Here is an 18,497-nt window from a genome sequence, read left to right as displayed (position 1 = left end):
ATCCGCTGCGCTGTCGCCGACTTCAACGTCTCCAACGGCGTCGCCCGGGCCCAGACCCGCGCTGCATCAGATAGGCGGTCAAGACGACATAGGTCCTCATCTGCAGAAATTCGCTCTCCCAGTTCTCGAACAGGGAGGACAGAAAGGCGCCGCCTGGTCGAGCGGTTGACACGGAGATCGCCGCCCCGCGGGTCCTGGCTTTCCTGGCGATTTGAGCTGACCCGGCGAGAGGCCTAGCCTTGGCCTTGCTCGTCGTCGGACCGTACAGCGTGCGACTCGATCCATGACAGCATTTCCAGCGCCGCCATTCGTTCTTCGCCGGAGTAATCGTACTCGATCCGTGGCCTCAATCCTTCGACGAGCGCCCGGTGCATGAAAGCCTCGGGCCGCTCGGGGTCCATGAGCACTTCCAGCGCGACGAGCGTGACATGCAAGCCTTCGGAAAGGACCCCGACACAACCGTGCAGCCGGGCGACTTCTTTCTCCAGATCAAGCAAGCGACCTGCGTCGTCGGCCTCCGCCATTCAGATAATCTCCAGCCGCACCGACATAATGAGCCCCCGAACTAGGGGTCTCGCCCGTCGTTGTCCCGCGTCAGGATCAGGACCTCTTCCCCATCACGGTGGACAGAAACCCGCAATAACCCGCCGGTCAAGAGAAGACGCAGTTCCGCCAGATCTCGCGCCTCTTCGTCGTCCTGGGCATTGGCCAACTCGGTGACCGGCTCCCCGTCGGGCGTTGTGTAAAGCTTGAAAAGGTAGGAGGTCATCGGCCATCGCGAGCTAATGGCCACGCTTAGCACCTTGGTGTCGTAGAGGAAATGCAGCTTTTCGAAAGTCCGCTGACGGACGCTCGAAGCGCGCAACCCCTGGATGTCGGCTATCGACGAACCGGAGCGCCGACACCGCCTCGGCATGTCAAAACGTCTTAGGGCTCTATACCCGCGCCGGCGGCGGAAAAGCTTCGCGCGGCACTATCTCTCCTGCCGTCAGATACCCAAGTCGAACGTCTTGGTCATGACGGGGCGACCGAACAGATAGCCCTGCGCTTCCGGACACCCGTTCTCGGCGAGGAAGGCCAGCTGTTCTTCGCTCTCCACACCTTCGGCGATCACATCCAGGCTAAAGTTCCGGCCGAGATAGATCACGGCGCGGACGATCGCCGCGTCTTCCCGGTTCGTTGTGACGTTCCTGACGAAAGACTGGTCGATTTTCAGCCGGGTGCCGATGTCAACCGCAGCATGAGAAACCCGCGCACCGTCTCGGCCGCCGCGCGCGGATGGCGACGGGCATCCGGCATGTACCGCAGCACCTCCTCGGCGATCTTGAGATATTCGCCCACTGGGCTCGCGGCCTCGAGAATGGGAAGCAGCGGCTCGAATGGATCGCGGTGGACGCGCGCGACCCGCTGCACCTCTCGCGCCCGCGACAGGGCGTGCCGGTTCATCCGCTCGCAGGCCATGTCCCAGTCAGCCTGGACGGTCTCGATGTCCGCCTGCGTCAGGACGCCGGGGATCGGCCGGAGCCGTTCGGCCAGCCACGGACATTGGCGCAGCCAACCGAACTCCACCCGGGTCAGGGCCGCCGCCAGCAGGAGCATCTCCGACTCCCAACCGGTGAAGAAGCCTCGCCTCTGCTCACGCCACTGGATGTACCAGTCCCAGACTGGCGGGCAGACCAACAGGGCAAGCGAGAGATCTTCAGGCACGGCCCCTGCCCCTTTCACCTCGCCGTCCGAACGGGCGGCCAGGGCTCCGAACAGCGGGGCAAGATGCTCGCCGCGCTGGGCGGCCGTCTCCGGCCCCCAGACACCCGATCGCTGAAAGCCCAGGTCTGTGAGGGTCGCGGATTTGAACTGGATGAGCGACCGCATCTCGGCCTGTAACTGTGGCGGTGCGGGTCTCGGCGAGCCGGTCCAGGTTCTGCAACAGATCGACGAGAAGGACCTCCTCGGTCAGCTTGGCCGGGACCGAGGGCTTTTTGCGGAAGTCATAGACGCGGCCGCCGAGGTCGAACCGGCCATGGCGTTTGAGATTGTAGACAACGGGTTCGTTGTACAGCTGGGTCGTCCCTACCCCCAGGCCGTTGTAGGCGTTCGGCGAGACCAGCAGGAAGCGGTCGTCCTTGAGGAAGCTCTCCACCAGTTTCTCCGGCCGGGCGGGAGCCTTGCCGTAGCGCGTCTGGCGCGGCGCCAGATAGAGGCCGCCGGAGACCTTCTCCAGTCGCCCTTCCTCCACGAGCTGGCGCAGATGCCGATCCACGGCATTGGACCACTTCTCGAAATCCTGACGACGATAGACCTGACCAGGCCGCAGTCGTTTCCTCACATCGTTGAGCGCCGACATTGGGAAAATCCTTCGCCACCTACGTAGGAAGCGTCCGACGCTTATGCAAAGATTTTGATTTAAATTCCATGCATACTTTGCGCAGCCGCGTCTGTTGGGGGTCACGAACTTTCGTGCCGCGCCGACACGCCGACCGGCCGGCTTCGACGAACACACCCTCTTTCCTTGAACTCGGTGCCGATCCGTCCATAGAGAACCCATGACTGACGCTGAACGCATCGAAGCCTTGCTGGACCTCGTGGATCCGGCGCGCGCCGGCAACGAGAACCGCGGACGCGAACTGACGGTGCTGGGACTTGCCGAGGCCGTCGCAAAAGGCGGTTACCGCCCGACCAACGCCGGCTGGGTGATGATCGGCAACCGGGGCAGAGCTTTCCAGCCCCGCTGAGGGTCGGCAATCCGCAACGACACGGTGGCGACTTCACCCAAGGAGACCTGCGGATGGCTCCGTCGTCGCCTTTCGGATTCCCTTGAGTCGTATTCAAAGGAGAGCCCGATGGCACAAGCCGCCGCACCGCCGCTCAAGCGAACCATCAAGAAGCCTGAGCTTCGTCAGATGGTGCCGCTGGCCGACAGCACCATCTGGGAGATGGAGCAGAAGGGTCAGTTTCCCAAGCGTTTCCTGCTCACGCCGCGCTGCGTCGTGTGGGACCTCGCCGAGGTCGAGGCCTGGCTGAAACTTCGCCGGGATCGGCCAATTCCGAGGGCGGCCGGCCCGGACGTCCGCCTGCGGCGCTCGCGCCCTGTCAGACGCGCGGATCAAAACGCGGAGCCGAGGTCTCCTGCACCGTGACCACGGGTGTGAAGGGCCTGCCAGGCGTAAATCTGTTTGACGATGTCGCGGACGTGGATGGCGGTCGCCGGGAGCTTCCTGCATCGCAACAGGAGGCGACACCGTCGCCAGTGACGGTAAAACGAAAAAAGACCCTCCGAATGATATCGAAGGGTCTCGTCAGAATTCACAATGTTGTCAGGCGCTTATCGAGGTTTTCGGAAGCGATACGGAAAGGTAGCGAGAGCCCCGAGTTATTCCCACTCGATTACACGAACGCTGGTAATGATTTGATCCATATGGTCTTTATGCCAATGGGCGTCAACAGCGCCGTGTCGCAGTCCGAATAGATCGAGGAATGTTGAAAACAATGAAGAAATAGTCTGATGTAAAAAGCGCGTGATCACGACATCTTTCGAGATGTATTGACAATGCCGAAAGCTTGGTTTGCGAGAGAAGCGAGCCGATATACCTCGCTGACACGGGATACCACAACCGAACGATCTGACGAACAGGCTGGATCTACAACCCGCTCCGGAGGCGGTCGCAGCGGCTGGCGTGACCCGTCGGCTCAAGGAAGCCTGACGGCCTTCAAACCCGTGCGACGATCGAGTCGTTGCGCGAGTCCGGGTCACCCAGTATGGGTCGAAGGTCAGGAAACCTGTATTGACGCGACTGCTCCGCCAATTCTGCGCCGGCCTCGCCGTGACCATCGTGGTCGCGCTGCAGTTCCAAGACGCGGCCCCTACCGGTTCACTCGTCACCCAAAATATGTGATCGCGTCCCTCGAAATCCTCGTCCTGCCGCTCGCGTTCGGCCAAATCTGGATCGCCCTCGCATGGACCATCGCTAACGCCATGCTTCTGGCGTGGCGTATTCGGGTGGAGGATGGGGCGCTTGCCGACCGCAGATAGGCCCTCAGGAGCATGACCGGACAGCGTGATCCCAGCCTAGCTGTGCGTCCGGGGAGGCACGCTGTTCACGTTTCACGGCGCACGCGATCACCGGGGAACGGCGGCCGTTCCGGCGGGTTGACCGAGTCCGCCATCGGAGAATCCCATGCATATCCAGTCCATGATCAGCGCCCATCCTCACGTCAAAGGCTCGACCAACGACGCGCTGATCCGCGCCGTCGAGGCGGCCTACGCGTGCGCCGCGACCTGCCGCATCTGCGCCGACGCCTGTCTCGGCGAAGCCATGGTCGCCGATCTCGTACAATGCATTCGGCTCAACCTCGACTGCGCCGACGTCTGCGCGGCCGCCGGCGCGGTCGGCGCGCGCCGCACGGGGAGCAACGAGGCGGTCATCAAGGGCCAGCTCGAGGTTTGCGCCGACATCTGCGCGGCCTGCGCCGCGGAGTGCGACAAGCACGCGGACATGCATGAACATTGCCGCATCTGCGCCGAGGCCTGCCGCCGCTGCGAAGAGGCGTGCCGGGAGGCGGCTGGCACGATCACTCCGTCGAGCCGTTGATGGAGCACCGCCTTCACCGTGCGTGCGCTGACAACGCCCCGCACGAACGGTGAAGGCGAGTCCGGCTATTCCGGGCGAATGGCGGTGACTTCACCCGCGTTGCCCTGAACGGTCAGGTCGAACTCGACGCGATCCCCGACAGCGGCTTGCTGTACCACGGCGGGGTCTGCCGTGAAGCTCATCGTCATCGCTGGCCAGCCGACCGCCGGAATAGCCTCGTGATTGATCGTCACGGTGCCGGCCGCCGCATCCACGGCGGTGACCACGCCCGCGCCGCTGCCGGATCTGGAGCCCGCAGCAGGGGATGTCGCCGTGTCCGTCGCGCCGGCCGCGGAAGCCGTGTCGACGGGAGCGGCAGCGTCCGGTTCGGCGGCCGGGTCTGCGGGTTGGCCGCAGGCCGATAGCATCATGACCGCGCCGGCGAGTGCGATAAAGGTTCGAGTCATGGAGTCGCTCCTTGGGTTGAGAGGGTCGAACGGGCCTTGCGGCGCCTGAGGAGAAGATAGCCCGCCGGGATAACGAGCATCGAGAGCAAAGGCGCGGTGATCATGCCTCCGATCACCGGCGCGGCGATCCGGCTCATTACTTCCGAGCCCGCGCCGTGGCCGATCAGAATCGGAAACAGGCCCGCGAGGACAACGGCGACCGTCATGGCCTTGGGCCGGACCCGCAGCAGGGCGCCTTCGCGAACGGCGTCTTCGACCTGTCCGCGATCGGGGTCGGCTCCGCGATCCTTCAATGCGTGCTTCAGATAGATCAGCATCACCACGCCGAACTCGGCCGAGAGGCCGGCCAGGGCGATGAAGCCGACGCCGGTGGCGACGGACTGGTGAAAGCCGAGTAGATAGAGCAGCCAGATCCCCCCGGTCAGGGCGAACGGCAGGGTGGCCATGATCAGCAGGGCTTCGTCGAAGCGCCCGAAGGTCAGGTAGAGCAGGATGAAGATGATCGCCAGCGTGGCCGGGACAACGATCCTGAGCCGCGCGGTCGCCCGTTCGAGATATTCGAACTGGCCCGAGTAGGCGATGCTCACGCCAGGCGTGAGCGTGACATCGCTGGCCACCGCTCGACGCAGATCCGCGACGACCGAGGCCAGGTCGCGTCCCCGCACGTCGACATAGACCCAGGTGGTCGGCCGGCCGTTCTCGGACTTCAGCATCGGCGGCCCGTCGGCGACCCGCAGATCGGCGACGGCGCCCAGGGTGATCTGCTGGCCTGAAGGCGTCAGGATCGGCAGGGCTCGCAGCTGCTCCACGCTGTCCCTCAACTCGCGCGGATAGCGCACGCTGATGGGATAGCGCGCCACGCCCTCCACGGTCTGGCCGATGGTCTCGCCGCCGATCGCGCCGGAGACGATCGACTGCACATCGGCGATGTTGAGCCCGTACCGGCCCGCCGCGTCGCGGTCGATGTCGATATCGATGTAACGGCCGCCCGTCAGCCGCTCGGCCAGCGCCGAGCTCACGCCTGGCACGGATCGGGCGATCTCTTCGACCTCGGCGGCGATGCGGTCGATCTGACCGAGGTCAGCGCCGGACACCTTGACGCCGACCGGGCTCTTGATGCCCGTCGCCAGCATGTCGATGCGATTGCGGATGGGCGGAACCCAGACGTTGGACAATCCCGGCACCTGAACCGCGCGGTCGAGCTCCTCGACCAGCTTCTCCGGAGTCATGCCGTGGCGCCATTCATCGCGCGGTTTGAACTGAATGGTGGTCTCAAACATTTCCAGCGGAGCCGGATCCGTCGCGGTTTCCGCCCGGCCCGCCTTGCCGAACACGGTCGCCACTTCCGGCACCGTGCGGATCATGCGGTCCGTCTGCTGCAGCAGTTCCGCGGCCTCGGCGGCGGACAGGCCGGGCTGTGCGGACGGCATGTAGAGCAGGTCGCCTTCATCCATCGCCGGCATGAACTCGCCGCCCAGCTGACTCAACGGCCAGGCCGTGGTCGTGAAGGCCGCGAGGGCGATCAGCAGGGTCCGCTTCGGATATCTGAGCACCCAGTCCAAAGGTCCGCAATAGGCATGTGTCAGCCAGCGATTGATCGGATTGCTCCGCTCCGCCGGTATCCGCCCGCGGATCAGATAGCCCATCAGCACGGGGACGAGGGTGATCGACAGGATCGCGGCCGCCGCCATCGCATAGCTCTTGGTGAAGGCCAGAGGCGCGAACAACCGGCCTTCCTGCGCCTGCAGGCTGAACACGGGGATGAACGACAGGGTGATGATCACCAGGCTGAGGAACAGCGCAGGCCCGACCTCGACGGCGGCCTCGGTGATCACGGCCCAGCGGGTTTCGCCGTCCAGCCTGTCGTCAGGATGATCGTGCTCCCATCGCTCGATGTGCTTATGGGCGTTCTCGATCATGACCACCGCCGCATCGACCATGGCCCCGATGGCGATGGCGATCCCGCCCAGCGACATGATGTTGGCGTTCACCCCCTGCACATTCATGACCAGGAAGGCCGCCAGCACGCCGAGCGGCAGTGTCAGGATGGCGACAAGCGCGGATCGCGCGTGCCAGAGGAACAGGCCGCAGACCAGGGCGACGATGAGGAATTCCTCGATCAGCTTGCCGCTCAGGTTCTCGATCGCCCGATCGATGAGCCGGGACCTGTCGTAGGTGGTCACGACCTCGACGCCCGGGGGCAGTCCGGCCTTGAGCGTCTCGAGCTTCTCGGCGACGGCGGCGATCGTTGACCGCGCGTTCCCGCCGGACCGGAGGATGACGACGCCGCCGGCGACCTCGCCCTGCCCGTTCAATTCGGCGATCCCGCGCCGCATCTCCGGACCGATCTGAACCGTGGCGACATCGCCGAGCCGGATCGGAACCCCGCCGGCCGCGGTGCGGAGCGGTATGGCCCGGAAGTCCTCCAGCTCGGTCAGATAGCCGTTGGCGCGCACCATATACTCGGCCTCGGCAAGCTCCAGCACGGACCCGCCCGTTTCGCCGTTGGCGCGCTGGATGGCCTCCACCGCGGCCTGATGGGTCACGCCGTACGCGGCGAGCCGGACGGGGTCGAGCACCACCTGATACTGCCGCACCATGCCGCCCAGGCTGGCGACCTCCGCCACGCCCGGCACGGTCTTCAGCTCGTAGCGGAGAAACCAGTCCTGCAGGCTGCGCAACTGCGCCAGATCGTGGCGGCCGGTCCGATCGACCAGGGCGTACTCATAGACCCATCCCACGCCGGTGGCGTCGGGACCCAGCGCCGGTTGGACCGTGGCCGGAAGCCGCGCTTGAACCTGGTTCAGATATTCAAGCACCCGGGACCGGGCCCAGTAGAGATCGGTCCCGTCCTCGAAAAGCACATAGACGAAGCTGTCCCCGAAAAAGGAGTAGCCCCGCACCGTCCGCGCGCCGGGCACCGACAGCATGGTCGTCGCCAGCGGATAGGTGACCTGGTTCTCGACGATCTGGGGCGCCTGGCCCGGGTAGTTGGTGCGGATGATGACCTGCACATCCGACAGGTCCGGCAGGGCGTCGACCGGCGTGCTTCGCACCGCCCACAGGCCGGCCGCGAGCAGGGCGAAGGCGGCCATCAGGACGAGGAAACGCCCCTTGACCGAGGCGCGAATGACGGCAGTGATCATTGCGCGGGCCTCGCGCGCGCAGCGGACGCCGCCGGCCCGCCGGCGACCGACCGGCCTTCGGCCAACGGCGCGGCGGCGGCCCGTTCGACCTCCCCGATCGGCCGGGCCGCGACCCCCGACATATTGGCTTCGGAGTCGATCAGGAACTGGCCCGACGCGACGATCCGTTCGCCCTCCCTGAGGCCGGCGAGAACCTCGGTCCGGCCGCCGGCTTCCCGTCCGATGCGGACCTCCGCCGCCTGAAAGCGGCCTTCCGGGAGGGCGAGCATGACGAGGTCACGCTCGCCGGTCCGGATCACCGCCTCGGTCGGCACGAGCAGAGCCGAGGTCGAACCGCCGCCGAAGGTGATGCGGCCGAACATGCCGGGCCTGAGACGCCCTCCCCGACTGTCCATTTCTATTCGCGCGGTGACCGTACGGCTATCGCCGACGAGCTCCGGCAACAGGGCGGTCAGGCGGCCGGTGAAGCGCTCGCCCGGGAATGCGGCCAGGGTGACCGCGACGGATTGCCCGACCCGCAGCTGGCCCGCCAACGCCTCCGGAATGGCGGCGTTGAGCCAGACGGTCGTCAGGCCGTTGATTTCGGCCAAGGTCGCGCCCTGAGCCACGCTCATGCCCGAACGCACGCCCAAGGTCTTGACCACGCCGCCGGCGGGCGCCGTGATCGTGATGGTGTTTCGCGCCCGCCCGCTGCGCTCGATCGCGGCGATCAACGCCTCGGACATGCCCAACAGGACCAGTCGCTGCCGCGCCGCGCGGATCAGGGACGTATCGCCGGTGCGTCGCACCGCCAGATATTCGGCCTGGGCGCCGCCCCAGGACGGGATGAGCAGGTCCACCAGGGGCGCGCCGGCGGCGATCACATCGCCCGGCGCGCGATCGTAGACCCTTCGCACGAATCCGTCCGCGCGCGCCTGGACCACGGCGATGTCGCGCTGGTTGAAGTCGATGACGGCGGTGGCCTCGGCATCGGCCTCCAGCACGCCGCGACGCACGAAGGCGAACCGGGCGCCCAGGTTCTGGGTCAGCGACGGATCGATGCGGACGCCAGCCCCCGAACCCACCTCGTCCGCGTATTTCGGGATGGTGTCCATGTTCATGGACGACTTGCCTGGCCCCGGATACCGTTCGTTCGGGACCATTGGATCGTACCAGTAGAGCACCTTCCGCTCCGTAGCGGCGTCATTCGCCCCGCTTCGCGTCCGCTGGGAGATCAGGACGCCCGCGCCGGCCCCGATGGCGACCAGCAGGAGCGCCGCGGCCGCCATCGCCAGACGCTTGTCGCCAAATCCGGTCATCTGTCACCCCCATAGGTCAGGCTGATCTCGACGGCGCCCCGAACCGCCGCCGCTTCCTTGTCAAGCACGTCGAGCCGGGCCTCCGCCACGGCGGTGAAAGCACGGATGATGTCGCCGATCCCGATGCGGCCGGCGGCATAGGCCGCCGTCTCCAGGTCTGATTGCTGCACCACAGCGGGCAGCACCACGTCCCGCGCCCGGATCCACAGGTCCTGATCGGTCGCCTGCCGGGCCAGGGCGCGCCGCAGATCGGCTTCCAGGCGTCGCCGCGTCGCATCGCGCTCCGAGCTCACTCTCAGCGCGTCGGCCGCCCGGGCGGCGATCAAGGATTCCTGACGTTCTCTCTGAAAAAGCGGCAGACTGACGCTGGCGCCCACGGACACCATGTCTCCGAACCGGGGATCGCGACGTTGATAGCTAGCCTCCACCGACCAGTCCGGCCGGCGGCCGGCGCGCGCCAGATCCAGTTCGGCGTCGGCGCGACGTCGCTCGGCGGCGTAGGCCCGGAGCGCCGGCAAATCCTCGAGTCCCGCTCGCAGACGCGTGGGATCGAGTCCCGCCCGGGGCGGCTCTCCCTGCGTGCTCGCCGCCGGATCGCCGGTCCAGCGGGTCAGCTCGGCCCGGGCCGCGTCCCGATCCGCGAGGAGCCGGCTCCGGCGGTCGTCCAGGGCCGCCTTCAGCTGGATCGGGATCAGGGCGGCGGCCGGCCGTTCGGAGCCCGAGGCCACGCCGGACGGGGCCGCCTCCCAGAGGGGTTGCAGGGTCGCCAGAATCTGATCGACGACCGCCAGCTTGCGGTCCGCGTAGTAGAGGTCGATCCAGGCCACGCCGGCCGCGATCCGAACCTCCCGCAGGGCGGTGGCCTCATCCGCCACGGCGACGCCGACGGCGGCCTCGGCCAGGTCCCGCTCCGCCCGGCGGCGCGCCCGGCTCGGCAGATCCTGCTCGACCCCGATCCGCAGGGCGGTGAAATCGTCCTCGCCGAACTGGCCCGCCAACGGCCCAGTCACCGGAAAACCGTCGAGGCCGAATTTGAGACGCGGATCCGGCAGACGCCCGGCGGCGGGCGCGGCGGCCCGAGCCGCGTCGACGCCCAGAGCGCTGGCTCTCAGGCGCGGCGCATCGCTGGCGGCGCGGGCCAGAGCCTCGTCGAAGGTCTGAGGATCGGCGCGGGCCGGCGCGGTCCAGAGTGCCACCACGAGGACTGCCGACAGTGGCCACGGCCGGTGAACGGCGCCCAACCAGCAAGGCCGCCGCACGCGTCGCGGCAAGGGAACGGCCGAAAGACGGCGCACGACAGAGGCCGCCGTGCCGAAGCGAATGATCATGAGAATTCTCGATAACCGCCGCGTCCACCTCGCGGCGTGACGCAGGCGCAGACCTCAGTCGATCGGCGGACGCCGCGAAGCGGTGCGCGGCTTTCCGATCAGCGAAAGCAGTCTACGACAGCGGTTTGGGCGGACTCTTCAGTGGAAGCGGACCCGCGCCTTCCAGCGCGACATCGACCTCGGCGAACGATTTCGCCCCCGACCCGAGCGGATGCTCGATCGCCGGCGCGGGCGGCATCGGCGAGGCGACGGCGGCGCAGCCCATCTTGGCGATGCAATCCGGCGTCATCTTGCTGCACGGGCCTTCGGCGTCGTCGACGGCTTCGTCCGCCATGTCCATCATCTCGGCGCAGTCCGCCTCCGGCATTGCCGCCGTCGCCTCGAACACCTGAACCGGAGTGGCGTGCGCCGACGACTGGCCGATGAACCCGGCCACCGCGAGGGCGAACAGAAGGACGCGGACAATATTCCACATGGCGGCCGAGATAGGCGCTTCGAGGCCCTTCGAGTCAAGACGCGACCGCGCCGGACGGCGCGCGCCGTCCGCTTCAGTCGCGACCATGACGAACGCCCTTCATCGCCGTCCGTCGGGAGCATGATCGACCGCAGAAGAGCCGCTCCAGTGGCGCTTCAGCGCAGACCCGCTTACGCTGGGAGGGAAGATTCAGGATCTGAGAGGATGGCGTGCCGGACAGACTTCGAGACCTCATCGCGCAATGGCGTAACGATCCCTCGGCGACCTACCAGACCTGGTTCCTGTGGGATGAACGGCTGAAGAATTTCCGGTCGATCCGCCGGGGCATCGGCCAGGTAGTCGAGGAGATCGAGACGGGCCGCTTCGGTGTCGCCTATCGCGGCTCGTCCCTGGAGACCATCGTCCATTCCGTCGCCGAGCAGCGACAGATCTTCAAGGGCGCCGACCACGCCTTTCTGTGGAAGCCCAAGTTGAGGATCCCCGACATCTACGAGAACCCGGCGAACCAGCGCGCCTTCGGCCGCCTGCTGCATCATTGCAGCGGCTGTTCCACAGCCGACGAGATTCTCTCCGGCATCCGCACGATCGATCAACTCAAGATCAAGGGCCTCGGGCCGGCCGTCGCCAACCTGATCTATTTCCTGCACCCCACGCATGCGCCCCCGTTCAACACCGCCATCGTCAACGGTTACAACGCGATCACCGGCTCGAAGGTGAAGCTCGGCAGCTGGGAACATTATCTGGCCATGCGGGAGGGCCTCCTGGCGCTGAACGCCCGATATCGTGACCTTCTGTCGAACGATCTGGGCGCCCTCGCGGGATTCCTGTTCGATGTCGGGTCAGGGCGGTATCCGGCGCCGCCCCCCGCCGGTGACGCGCTCTCGCGCCAGGGGTGGGAAGAACGGCTCGCCCAAGCCCGCGCGGAAGCCCTGAAGTTCGAGAAGGCGACGGCGCAGCAACGCGAGACGGATCGCACGCACACGGAAATCCAGGCCTGGCTTCGTGATCTGGGACGCGCGCTCGGCTATCGGGTCTGGATCGCCGCCAACGACCAGAGCCGGCTCCATGACGGCGCGCGTCTCGGCGAGGGCTGTCTCGATCAACTTCCGACGGCGCTGGCGAACGGCGCTGGCGCCGAGTCGATCCGTCTGATCGACGTCCTCTGGCTCGATGCCTCGCCGGATCGCGTAGCGGCGGCCTTCGAAGTCGAGCACTCCACCACCATCTATTCCGGCGTGGTGCGCATGCTGGATCTGGCGCTCTCGGGTGAACTCCACACGTCCGCCGGTCTCTTTCTGGTGGCGCCGGACAGCCGGGAAGGCGATGTCCGGGCCCAGCTCCAGCGGCCGGCTTTCAGCCGGATCTCGGACCTGGACGTCCGATATCTGCCCTATGGGGAGTTGGACCGGCACCGGGGATCGATCGCGCGCTTCGGCTCCGACCTGCGAGGCCTGACCGAAATCTCTCACCGCCTGACCTGACCACCCGCCCGCGCCCGGGCGCAACCCGCATCAACTCGAACCGCCCGTCCGCCGAGACGCCCGGAAAGCCTTCAGATCACGCGCTAGGCGGATCCATAGCAGGATGATCCCGGTGATCACGATGCTCAGGGTGAGGAAGGTCGTGATGATGATCAGCGGATGGTTGAAGTTCTCGCCGGTCTTCCAGTCCATGATGTGGAGCCGCCAGAAGAAGTCATAGAACCGCCAGACGCCCGAGCGGCGCGTCACGACCTCTCCGGTGGCCGGCGACAGATAGAAGGTCGTCCGTTCGCGGTCGGCGAAATCGACCCTCCAGAGCGGTCCTGTCCGGCCGGTTTCCTGAGGCGCCGTGGCCAGCAGCACGGCGTCGGACACCTTCGCCTCGCCCTTGTAGCCCGTCCGGGCGAACGCCGAGGCCTCGCCAGCGGACATCGGCCCGAACGGAAGGCCCGTGACGGCGGACACGACGACGGGCTCTCCGTCCGCCGGTTTCAAAGTCCAGGCGGGTCCGCGCGGCGTCGTGCGCAGCTCCGCCTCGACAGGGGCCACGCCCGCGCGACGGGCCACGACGGCGAGGGTCGGAAGAGCTCCAACCTCAAGCAGAGCCGGCTTGAGTTCGGCCGCGCGATGTTCGCTACGCACCGTCTCGATCGGAATGACGGTCATGACCAGACCGCCGCCGACCCAGAACAGAACCTGCAGCCCCACCACGAGGGCGACCCATTTGTGAAGCTGGGTCGACAGCCTGAGAACCTTCATGGAACGAACCCGACTAGCTGTGACGCGCGAAGACGCGTGTGCCGCCGCCCTCGAGGATCAGCAGGGTCTCATAGGGCTCGCGCTGGCCGTCCGGCGTCTCCATGCCCGGCGACCCCAGGGGCATCGCCGGAACCGCCAGGCCCACGGCCTTGGGACGCTCGGCCAGAAGCCGTCTCACGTCCTCGGCCGGCACATGGCCCTCCAGAACATAGCCCCCGATCAGGGCGGTGTGACAGGACGCGAGGGCTTCGGGCACGCCTTGGGTGCTGCGGATCGAGCGGAGACTGGGAAGCTCGCTGATCCGCGCCTCGAAGCCCGCGGCGCGCATGTGATCCACCCAGGCCGTGCAACAGGCGCAGGTCGGCGTCTTGTAGACGGCGAGCTCGTTCGACGCGCGACCGACCGGGGCGCAGGCCGCGACCGCCAGGGCGCCCGTTCCCATGGCGATGAGACTGCGGCGTGAGAGTGGAATGGACTGGGACCCCATGAGACCTCAAGAAAACGATGTGCAAACGGCGCTGACCGTCGCGGTCGCGCTCAGGCCGCCGGACGGAAAGGCCGCGCCGAGGAATGATAGATGTCGAACCTCCACTCGTCACCTCGCTTGCGCAGGACGCTGGTCGCGGCGCCGCGGCGTTCTATGGGAGCTCGCGCGCCGTCCTTGAAGGTGATGTGGTAGGTGTAGGTCTCGCTTACGAAGGCCGTATCGCCATCGACCTCGATCTTCATGTCGTGGTCGCGGAAGTCGAACCCAGCGAGATCGGCGAACTCAGGACCCAGATGGTGCTCCAGATAGTAGGCGAACGATCCCTCCACGCCGCCGTTCTCGAAGATTTCGGAGTCGGACCAGAACAGGGCCGGCGTCTGCGACACATCCATCCGCTCGATGGCGGTCTTGTAGGCGGTGACCACGGCGCGGACCTGTTGTTCGTCCGCGGTCTGGGCCTGCGAGGCGGTGGCGAGGAGAGCGGCGACCGCCAGTCCGGCGAAGGTTGAACGAAACATCGTGGGCGAGGCTCCTGTTTGCCGGCCGCGAAAGGTGTGTCGGACGGGCGTGGGTGAAAAAACGAGAAGGTTGAACGACGGCGCGGCCTTCAGAACATCAGATGTCTCACGCCGTGGGTCAGCATGCCGCCCAAGAGGCCGTTGATCACGACGGCGACGGCGGTGAGCGTCAACAGGCCGATGTAGACTCTCTCGCGCCCGGGCCCCGGCCGGCGGACCCAGTGCTCCTTCGCCCACCAGCTGAGGAGGCCCAGCGCGGCGATCGAAGTGCCGAGCCATCTGTGAGAGGCGTGGGTCGCGTCGTCCCGTCCCGGCATCCCCATGGCGAACCAGCCCAATGCCACTGCGCCGACCGCGGAGATGGCCGCCAAGGCGATGATGACGCGCGCGCCCTGGGTCAGGACCGGACGCCGGAGGGTCAGGGCGGCGATCTCGAGGAGGGCGGCGACGAGGAACAGGGCGATCGGAAAATGCACCGCGGCCGGGTGCATGGCGCCGAGCCAGCGGTACAGGCGCTGCGGCATGGGTTTCGGACCCTCGTCCGCCATCATGGCCCCGTGGTCCATGTCGGCCGCCATGCCGGGCATGGCCGTCATGTCCGATTGCGGCCCCTCGGCGGTCGATGCGGCGCTCTGGCCGCGAACCGCCGGGGCGTCATGATCCTCGTGCGCGATCGCGGGCGCGCTCACCGACAAGGCGAGCGCGAGTCCCAATGCCGGGAAAAATCCGCGTGATGTCATAAACCCTCTCCACTCCTGTCCCTTCTGCTATCTACGCAGCGCGAGGTCCGCCCCCTCGCCCGAGGGATGTCACGGTCTTGGCCGTAGTAGGATGTAGGGGCGCAAGGAGAGTGTTCGATGTCGCTTAAACTGGATGACATTCTGGCCGAGTCCGCGATGACGCCCATCGGCCGGTCGCTCGACGGGCTCGAACCGCTGGTCTGGAGCCGGGTCGAGACGCTTCGCGGCGAAAGACTGGCCACGCAGGTCCGTCTCGGCGCGGTCGCCGTGGCCCTCGCCACCGGTCTGACGGCGGGCGGCGTCGGCGCGGCCGCCGCGCCGAGCCCGCCGGGAGAGATGGCCATCTTCACGGTCGATGCGGGCCTGTCGCCTCTGGTGAGACTGGAAACCGGGCGGTGATGCGCGGCTGGCGCGCGATCGTCCTGACGGCCGTGCTGGCGGCCGTCGCCAGCGGCGCGGGCACCTGGATCAGCGCCAGCTGGGTGCTGAGCCGGCGCGAGCCGCCGTCCCTGCACGACATCGTGCACCACGATCTCAAGCTGTCGCCTGACCAGTTGACGCGCATCGAGGCGGTCGAGGCCCGGTTCGCAGCGCGTCGGCCCGCGCTCGAAGCCGATGTCCGCGCGGCCAACCTCGAGCTGGCGCGCGCGATCGAACAGAGCGACGGCGACGGTCCCCCGGTTCAGGCCGCGGTTGACCATTTCCACGTCGCCATGGGCGCCCTTCAGAAGGAGACGATAGCCCACGTCTTCGAGATGCGGTCGGTGCTGACCCCTGCCCAGGCCGAGGTCTTCGACGACCGCATCGTGGCGGCTCTCGCGCCCGACGAAGGCTAGCGTTCCGGGTGGAGAGTCCAGCGAACCTGTCAGCGCGCGCCGCCGGCGGCGATCGGGCGGCCTTCGGCGCGCTGATGCAGCAGACCAAGACGGCCCTGTTCCGCTTCGTCCGGCGCTATGTCGGCGACGAACAGGATGCGTGGGATCTGTTGCAGGAGACCTATGCGGCGGCGTGGATCAACATCCGCCGCTATGACCCGACCCGGCCCTTCGAAGCTTGGATCCGGACCATAGCGCTCAACAAATGCCGGGACTGGAGCCGCCGCCGGTTCGTCCGACGCCTGATCCGGGGCGACGTCGATCTGGCATCGCCGGAAGCCTTGGCCGTGGCGAACGGCGACGAGCCGGCGGATGAACGGATGGAGGCCGGCGACCGACTCGCCCGTCTGAACGAGGCGATCAGCCTTTTGCCGCCGCATCTCAAGGCCCCGCTGCTGCTCACCGCGATCGAGGGGCGCAGCCAGGCGGAAGCGGCCGAAATTCTCGGCGTGACCGTCAAGACGGTGGAGACGCGCGTCGCGCGCGCCCGTCGCAAGCTGTTCGATGTCCTGGGCGGCGCGGGCGACGTCCCGCCGGCTCCGAAATGACGCGGATGAAGGCCGGACGGCGAGGGCTGCGGCGCTCGCCCGCGTAAACCAGTATGAAGGCGTCGATGGAAATACCTGACCGTCGCCCTCTTATCAGGAGCTTGCCACATGAGATTGCCGATCCTCGCCGCGGCCGCGGCGGTCACCCTGGGCGCCTGCCAGCCCGCCGCCGAGCCTCAACCGGTGGACGCCGAGCCGACGCCGGACGCTTCAGCGATGGCTCCGATGGAAGCCGTGCCGGCCGCAACCCCCGAGTCGACGCCGCCGCAGGCCGCCACGCCCGCCCCTGCCGCATCAACCCCGGCCGCGCCTCCCAAGGCATCGGCGCCCCGCCCGGCCCCCCGGCCCGCGCCCGCGCCAGAGCCGACACCGCCGCCTGCCGATCCGATGGCCGGCCATGACATGTCGAAGATGGACGGCATGACCATGCCGCCCAAACAGTAGTTCGCTTGAAGTCCAGGAGTTTTCGATGAACCGTTCAATACGCGCCACTCTCGCCGCCCTCGCGGCCTTCGCTCCTCTGTCGGCCGCCCAGGCCCAGAGCCAGTCGCATGCCGGCATGTCGGCGCAGGACCACGCCGCCATGCAGGCGCCGGCCAATGGCGTGGCGACCACTCCGGCGGACAACGCCATGCTGTCCTCCGCCCCGACCACCTTCTCGGCGACTTTCCCGCACGCCATGGTCCTGACGTCCCTTCGCCTGACCGGCGGACCGTCGAACCAGGCGGTCGATGTGGCCCTGTCAGCGGAGGCTGCACCCGCGGTCACGGTCAGCGCCCCGCTTCCGGCCCTCGCGCCCGGCACCTACGCCGCCGCCTGGACCGCGAAGGGCGCCGACGGCCATCAGATGAACGGCGTCGTCCGTTTCATGGTTCACTGAGGAGGCGGCCTCCCGCCTCCTGAGGGGCCGAAACCGAAGTGGGGAACGCCGCGCGGCGAGCCGCGCGGCGTTTTTCTTGCGCGATCGGATCGTCGATCTGGCGCACCTCGATCGCGGGCGGCTTAAAAGCGACGCGGCGGTATCCCGCACGCCGAACCCTTCATTCACGCTGAGTGTGAAGCGCAGGCAGACAACGCGCCAGGCCCGTCAAGGTCCTGACCACCACGTCGGCGTCGCTGCGACGGAGTTCGGCCTCAAGGGCCCGTTCCGGATCATACAGCACGGTCCGACAGCCCAGAGCCTTGGCCGGACGGATGTCCCATTCGAGGCTGTCGCCGATCACGCAGACCTCGGGGGCCTCGACGGCCAGGGCGGCGAACGCACGCCTGAACGCGTCGGGAAAGGGCTTTCCCACGCCGACTTCGCCCTCGATCTGAATGTGATCGAAATACGGTTCGAGACCGAACCGTTCGATCTTGGCGCGCTGCAACGGTCCGGCGCCGTTGGTGAGAAGCGCGAGGCGATAGCCCGCGTCGCGCAAGTCGAGCAGCAGGGCCTCAGCCCCCGCCTCGAGCCGCATCTCTTCGTCCCGCCGCCGGCTGAAGGCGTCGGCGAGGCTCGAGACCGTTTCGCAAGCCGGTGCGGGATGGCCTTCCCGAAGCAGGGTCTCGAAGGCCGCTGTCGCGATGAGGCGCCGCGCGTGTCGTGGGTCGGCGCGACCCAACTCATGACACCGCGGGTCGCGCCAGAACGCCTGCCCGGCCCGCGTGAGCGCCTGCGCCGCGATATCCGGGGCGAGGCCGCCCAGCTCGGCTTGCATCATCAAGCAGACGCTCCGCCAGGCCAGATCCGGCCGGCGGTAGGCCGAGAGCAGGGTGTCGTCGAGGTCGATGACCACGGCCGAGAGGGGCCGCGGCCTCACCGAGA

26 protein-coding genes are annotated in these 18,497 nt (G+C 67.3%); 10 read left to right on the top strand and 16 right to left on the bottom strand.

The features are described from left to right. Positions 1–22: 22 nt before the first annotated feature. The 5 genes from KZX42_RS17345 to KZX42_RS12835 form a co-directional block, all read right to left on the bottom strand. Positions 23–172, bottom strand: a complete 150-nt coding sequence (locus tag KZX42_RS17345; RefSeq protein WP_348983635.1) for a DUF6766 family protein — start codon at positions 170–172, stop codon at positions 23–25. Between the two features lie 61 nt (positions 173–233). Next, positions 234–524 carry a hypothetical protein gene (locus KZX42_RS12850; protein ID WP_066629222.1) on the bottom strand — a complete coding sequence of 97 codons (291 nt, stop codon included), beginning with the start codon at positions 522–524 and terminating at the stop codon, positions 234–236. A gap of 41 nt (positions 525–565) precedes the next feature. Beyond that, on the bottom strand, positions 566–769 hold the full coding sequence (locus KZX42_RS12845; RefSeq protein ID WP_157076479.1) for a hypothetical protein: 204 nt from the start codon (positions 767–769) through the stop codon (positions 566–568). A 219-nt stretch (positions 770–988) separates the two neighbouring features. After that, positions 989–1,159: an EAL domain-containing protein gene (locus KZX42_RS12840; RefSeq protein WP_244878404.1), complete on the bottom strand. Its 171-nt coding sequence runs from the start codon at positions 1,157–1,159 to the stop codon at positions 989–991. Between the two features lie 53 nt (positions 1,160–1,212). Continuing rightward, complete coding sequence (locus tag KZX42_RS12835) at positions 1,213–1,872, bottom strand: hypothetical protein (RefSeq protein ID WP_248119776.1); 660 nt, start codon at positions 1,870–1,872, stop codon at positions 1,213–1,215. On the opposite strand from KZX42_RS12835, the gene KZX42_RS12830 reads away from it, so the two are divergent. The 4 genes from KZX42_RS12830 (at position 1,859) to KZX42_RS12815 (ending at position 4,589) form a co-directional block, all read left to right on the top strand. Further along, positions 1,859–2,371, top strand: a complete 513-nt coding sequence (locus KZX42_RS12830) for a hypothetical protein (protein WP_248119773.1) — start codon at positions 1,859–1,861, stop codon at positions 2,369–2,371. The two genes, KZX42_RS12835 and KZX42_RS12830, sit on opposite strands and share 14 nt — an antisense overlap. A gap of 172 nt (positions 2,372–2,543) precedes the next feature. Beyond that, entirely contained in the window at positions 2,544–2,732 is a 189-nt protein-coding gene (locus KZX42_RS12825) for a hypothetical protein (protein WP_183195817.1), read from the top strand. Between the two features lie 108 nt (positions 2,733–2,840). After that, positions 2,841–3,137: an AlpA family phage regulatory protein gene (locus KZX42_RS12820; RefSeq protein WP_066629210.1), complete on the top strand. Its 297-nt coding sequence runs from the start codon at positions 2,841–2,843 to the stop codon at positions 3,135–3,137. A gap of 1,038 nt (positions 3,138–4,175) precedes the next feature. Continuing rightward, positions 4,176–4,589, top strand: coding sequence for a hypothetical protein (locus KZX42_RS12815; RefSeq protein WP_054765342.1), 414 nt, complete (start codon positions 4,176–4,178; stop codon positions 4,587–4,589). A gap of 65 nt (positions 4,590–4,654) precedes the next feature. Here the strand turns inward: KZX42_RS12815 and KZX42_RS12810 are convergent, their stop codons facing one another. From KZX42_RS12810 to KZX42_RS12785, 6 genes are all read right to left on the bottom strand, one after another. Continuing rightward, positions 4,655–5,035, bottom strand: a complete 381-nt coding sequence (locus KZX42_RS12810) for a copper-binding protein (protein WP_054765341.1) — start codon at positions 5,033–5,035, stop codon at positions 4,655–4,657. Then, entirely contained in the window at positions 5,032–8,181 is a 3,150-nt protein-coding gene (locus tag KZX42_RS12805) for an efflux RND transporter permease subunit (RefSeq protein ID WP_248119769.1), read from the bottom strand. Before KZX42_RS12805 ends, KZX42_RS12810 begins: the two co-directional genes overlap by 4 nt. Next, the gene (locus tag KZX42_RS12800) at positions 8,178–9,479 is read right to left on the bottom strand and encodes an efflux RND transporter periplasmic adaptor subunit (RefSeq protein ID WP_248119767.1); all 1,302 of its coding nucleotides are present in this window, start codon (positions 9,477–9,479) and stop codon (positions 8,178–8,180) included. Before KZX42_RS12800 ends, KZX42_RS12805 begins: the two co-directional genes overlap by 4 nt. Beyond that, positions 9,476–10,807 (bottom strand): TolC family protein, encoded by a 1,332-nt coding sequence (locus tag KZX42_RS12795; RefSeq protein WP_082382654.1) that lies wholly within the window; start codon positions 10,805–10,807, stop codon positions 9,476–9,478. The genes KZX42_RS12800 and KZX42_RS12795 overlap by 4 nt, the downstream gene beginning before the upstream one ends. A 112-nt stretch (positions 10,808–10,919) precedes the next feature. Then, positions 10,920–11,369: a hypothetical protein gene (locus tag KZX42_RS12790; protein ID WP_224761380.1), complete on the bottom strand. Its 450-nt coding sequence runs from the start codon at positions 11,367–11,369 to the stop codon at positions 10,920–10,922. An 83-nt stretch (positions 11,370–11,452) separates the two neighbouring features. Continuing rightward, positions 11,453–11,731 carry a hypothetical protein gene (locus KZX42_RS12785; RefSeq protein WP_224761378.1) on the bottom strand — a complete coding sequence of 93 codons (279 nt, stop codon included), beginning with the start codon at positions 11,729–11,731 and terminating at the stop codon, positions 11,453–11,455. 21 nt (positions 11,732–11,752) lie between these two features. Between KZX42_RS12785 and KZX42_RS12780 the strand changes: the two genes are divergently transcribed. Next, positions 11,753–12,763, top strand: coding sequence for a type II restriction endonuclease (locus tag KZX42_RS12780; protein WP_248119764.1), 1,011 nt, complete (start codon positions 11,753–11,755; stop codon positions 12,761–12,763). Between the two features lie 30 nt (positions 12,764–12,793). Here the strand turns inward: KZX42_RS12780 and KZX42_RS12775 are convergent, their stop codons facing one another. The 4 genes from KZX42_RS12775 to KZX42_RS12760 all read right to left on the bottom strand — a co-directional run bounded on the left by KZX42_RS12775 (position 12,794) and on the right by KZX42_RS12760 (position 15,267). Continuing rightward, on the bottom strand, positions 12,794–13,522 hold the full coding sequence (locus KZX42_RS12775) for a PepSY domain-containing protein (protein WP_066551051.1): 729 nt from the start codon (positions 13,520–13,522) through the stop codon (positions 12,794–12,796). Between the two features lie 13 nt (positions 13,523–13,535). Next, a complete protein-coding gene (locus tag KZX42_RS12770; protein WP_220116512.1) occupies positions 13,536–14,009 on the bottom strand; it encodes a DUF411 domain-containing protein in 474 nt (157 codons plus the stop codon). 50 nt (positions 14,010–14,059) lie between these two features. After that, a complete protein-coding gene (locus KZX42_RS12765) occupies positions 14,060–14,527 on the bottom strand; it encodes a nuclear transport factor 2 family protein (RefSeq protein WP_054765336.1) in 468 nt (155 codons plus the stop codon). Between the two features lie 89 nt (positions 14,528–14,616). After that, positions 14,617–15,267 carry a DUF2231 domain-containing protein gene (locus tag KZX42_RS12760; RefSeq protein ID WP_248119762.1) on the bottom strand — a complete coding sequence of 217 codons (651 nt, stop codon included), beginning with the start codon at positions 15,265–15,267 and terminating at the stop codon, positions 14,617–14,619. Positions 15,268–15,384: 117 nt separating this feature from the next. On the opposite strand from KZX42_RS12760, the gene KZX42_RS12755 reads away from it, so the two are divergent. From KZX42_RS12755 to KZX42_RS12735, 5 genes are all read left to right on the top strand, one after another. Then, the gene (locus tag KZX42_RS12755) at positions 15,385–15,666 is read left to right on the top strand and encodes a hypothetical protein (protein ID WP_066551049.1); all 282 of its coding nucleotides are present in this window, start codon (positions 15,385–15,387) and stop codon (positions 15,664–15,666) included. Next, a complete protein-coding gene (locus KZX42_RS12750) occupies positions 15,663–16,103 on the top strand; it encodes a periplasmic heavy metal sensor (RefSeq protein WP_112862307.1) in 441 nt (146 codons plus the stop codon). The genes KZX42_RS12755 and KZX42_RS12750 overlap by 4 nt, the downstream gene beginning before the upstream one ends. Before the next feature lie 8 nt (positions 16,104–16,111). Then, entirely contained in the window at positions 16,112–16,690 is a 579-nt protein-coding gene (locus KZX42_RS12745; protein WP_054765333.1) for an RNA polymerase sigma factor, read from the top strand. A gap of 108 nt (positions 16,691–16,798) precedes the next feature. Then, a complete protein-coding gene (locus KZX42_RS12740) occupies positions 16,799–17,134 on the top strand; it encodes a hypothetical protein (RefSeq protein ID WP_054765332.1) in 336 nt (111 codons plus the stop codon). A 25-nt stretch (positions 17,135–17,159) separates the two neighbouring features. Then, the gene (locus KZX42_RS12735) at positions 17,160–17,570 is read left to right on the top strand and encodes a copper resistance CopC family protein (RefSeq protein WP_248119759.1); all 411 of its coding nucleotides are present in this window, start codon (positions 17,160–17,162) and stop codon (positions 17,568–17,570) included. Between the two features lie 160 nt (positions 17,571–17,730). Here KZX42_RS12735 and KZX42_RS12730 read toward each other — a convergent pair whose 3' ends face one another. Next, positions 17,731–18,468: an HAD family hydrolase gene (locus tag KZX42_RS12730; protein WP_161638712.1), complete on the bottom strand. Its 738-nt coding sequence runs from the start codon at positions 18,466–18,468 to the stop codon at positions 17,731–17,733. Positions 18,469–18,497: the final 29 nt, after the last annotated feature.

Origin of the sequence: Brevundimonas sp. EYE_349, from assembly GCF_023147505.1 — a bacterium.
GTDB lineage: Bacteria > Pseudomonadota > Alphaproteobacteria > Caulobacterales > Caulobacteraceae > Brevundimonas.
The sequence above is the reverse complement of the archived record's forward strand: the minus strand, read 5'-3'. Positions and strand labels throughout refer to the sequence as shown.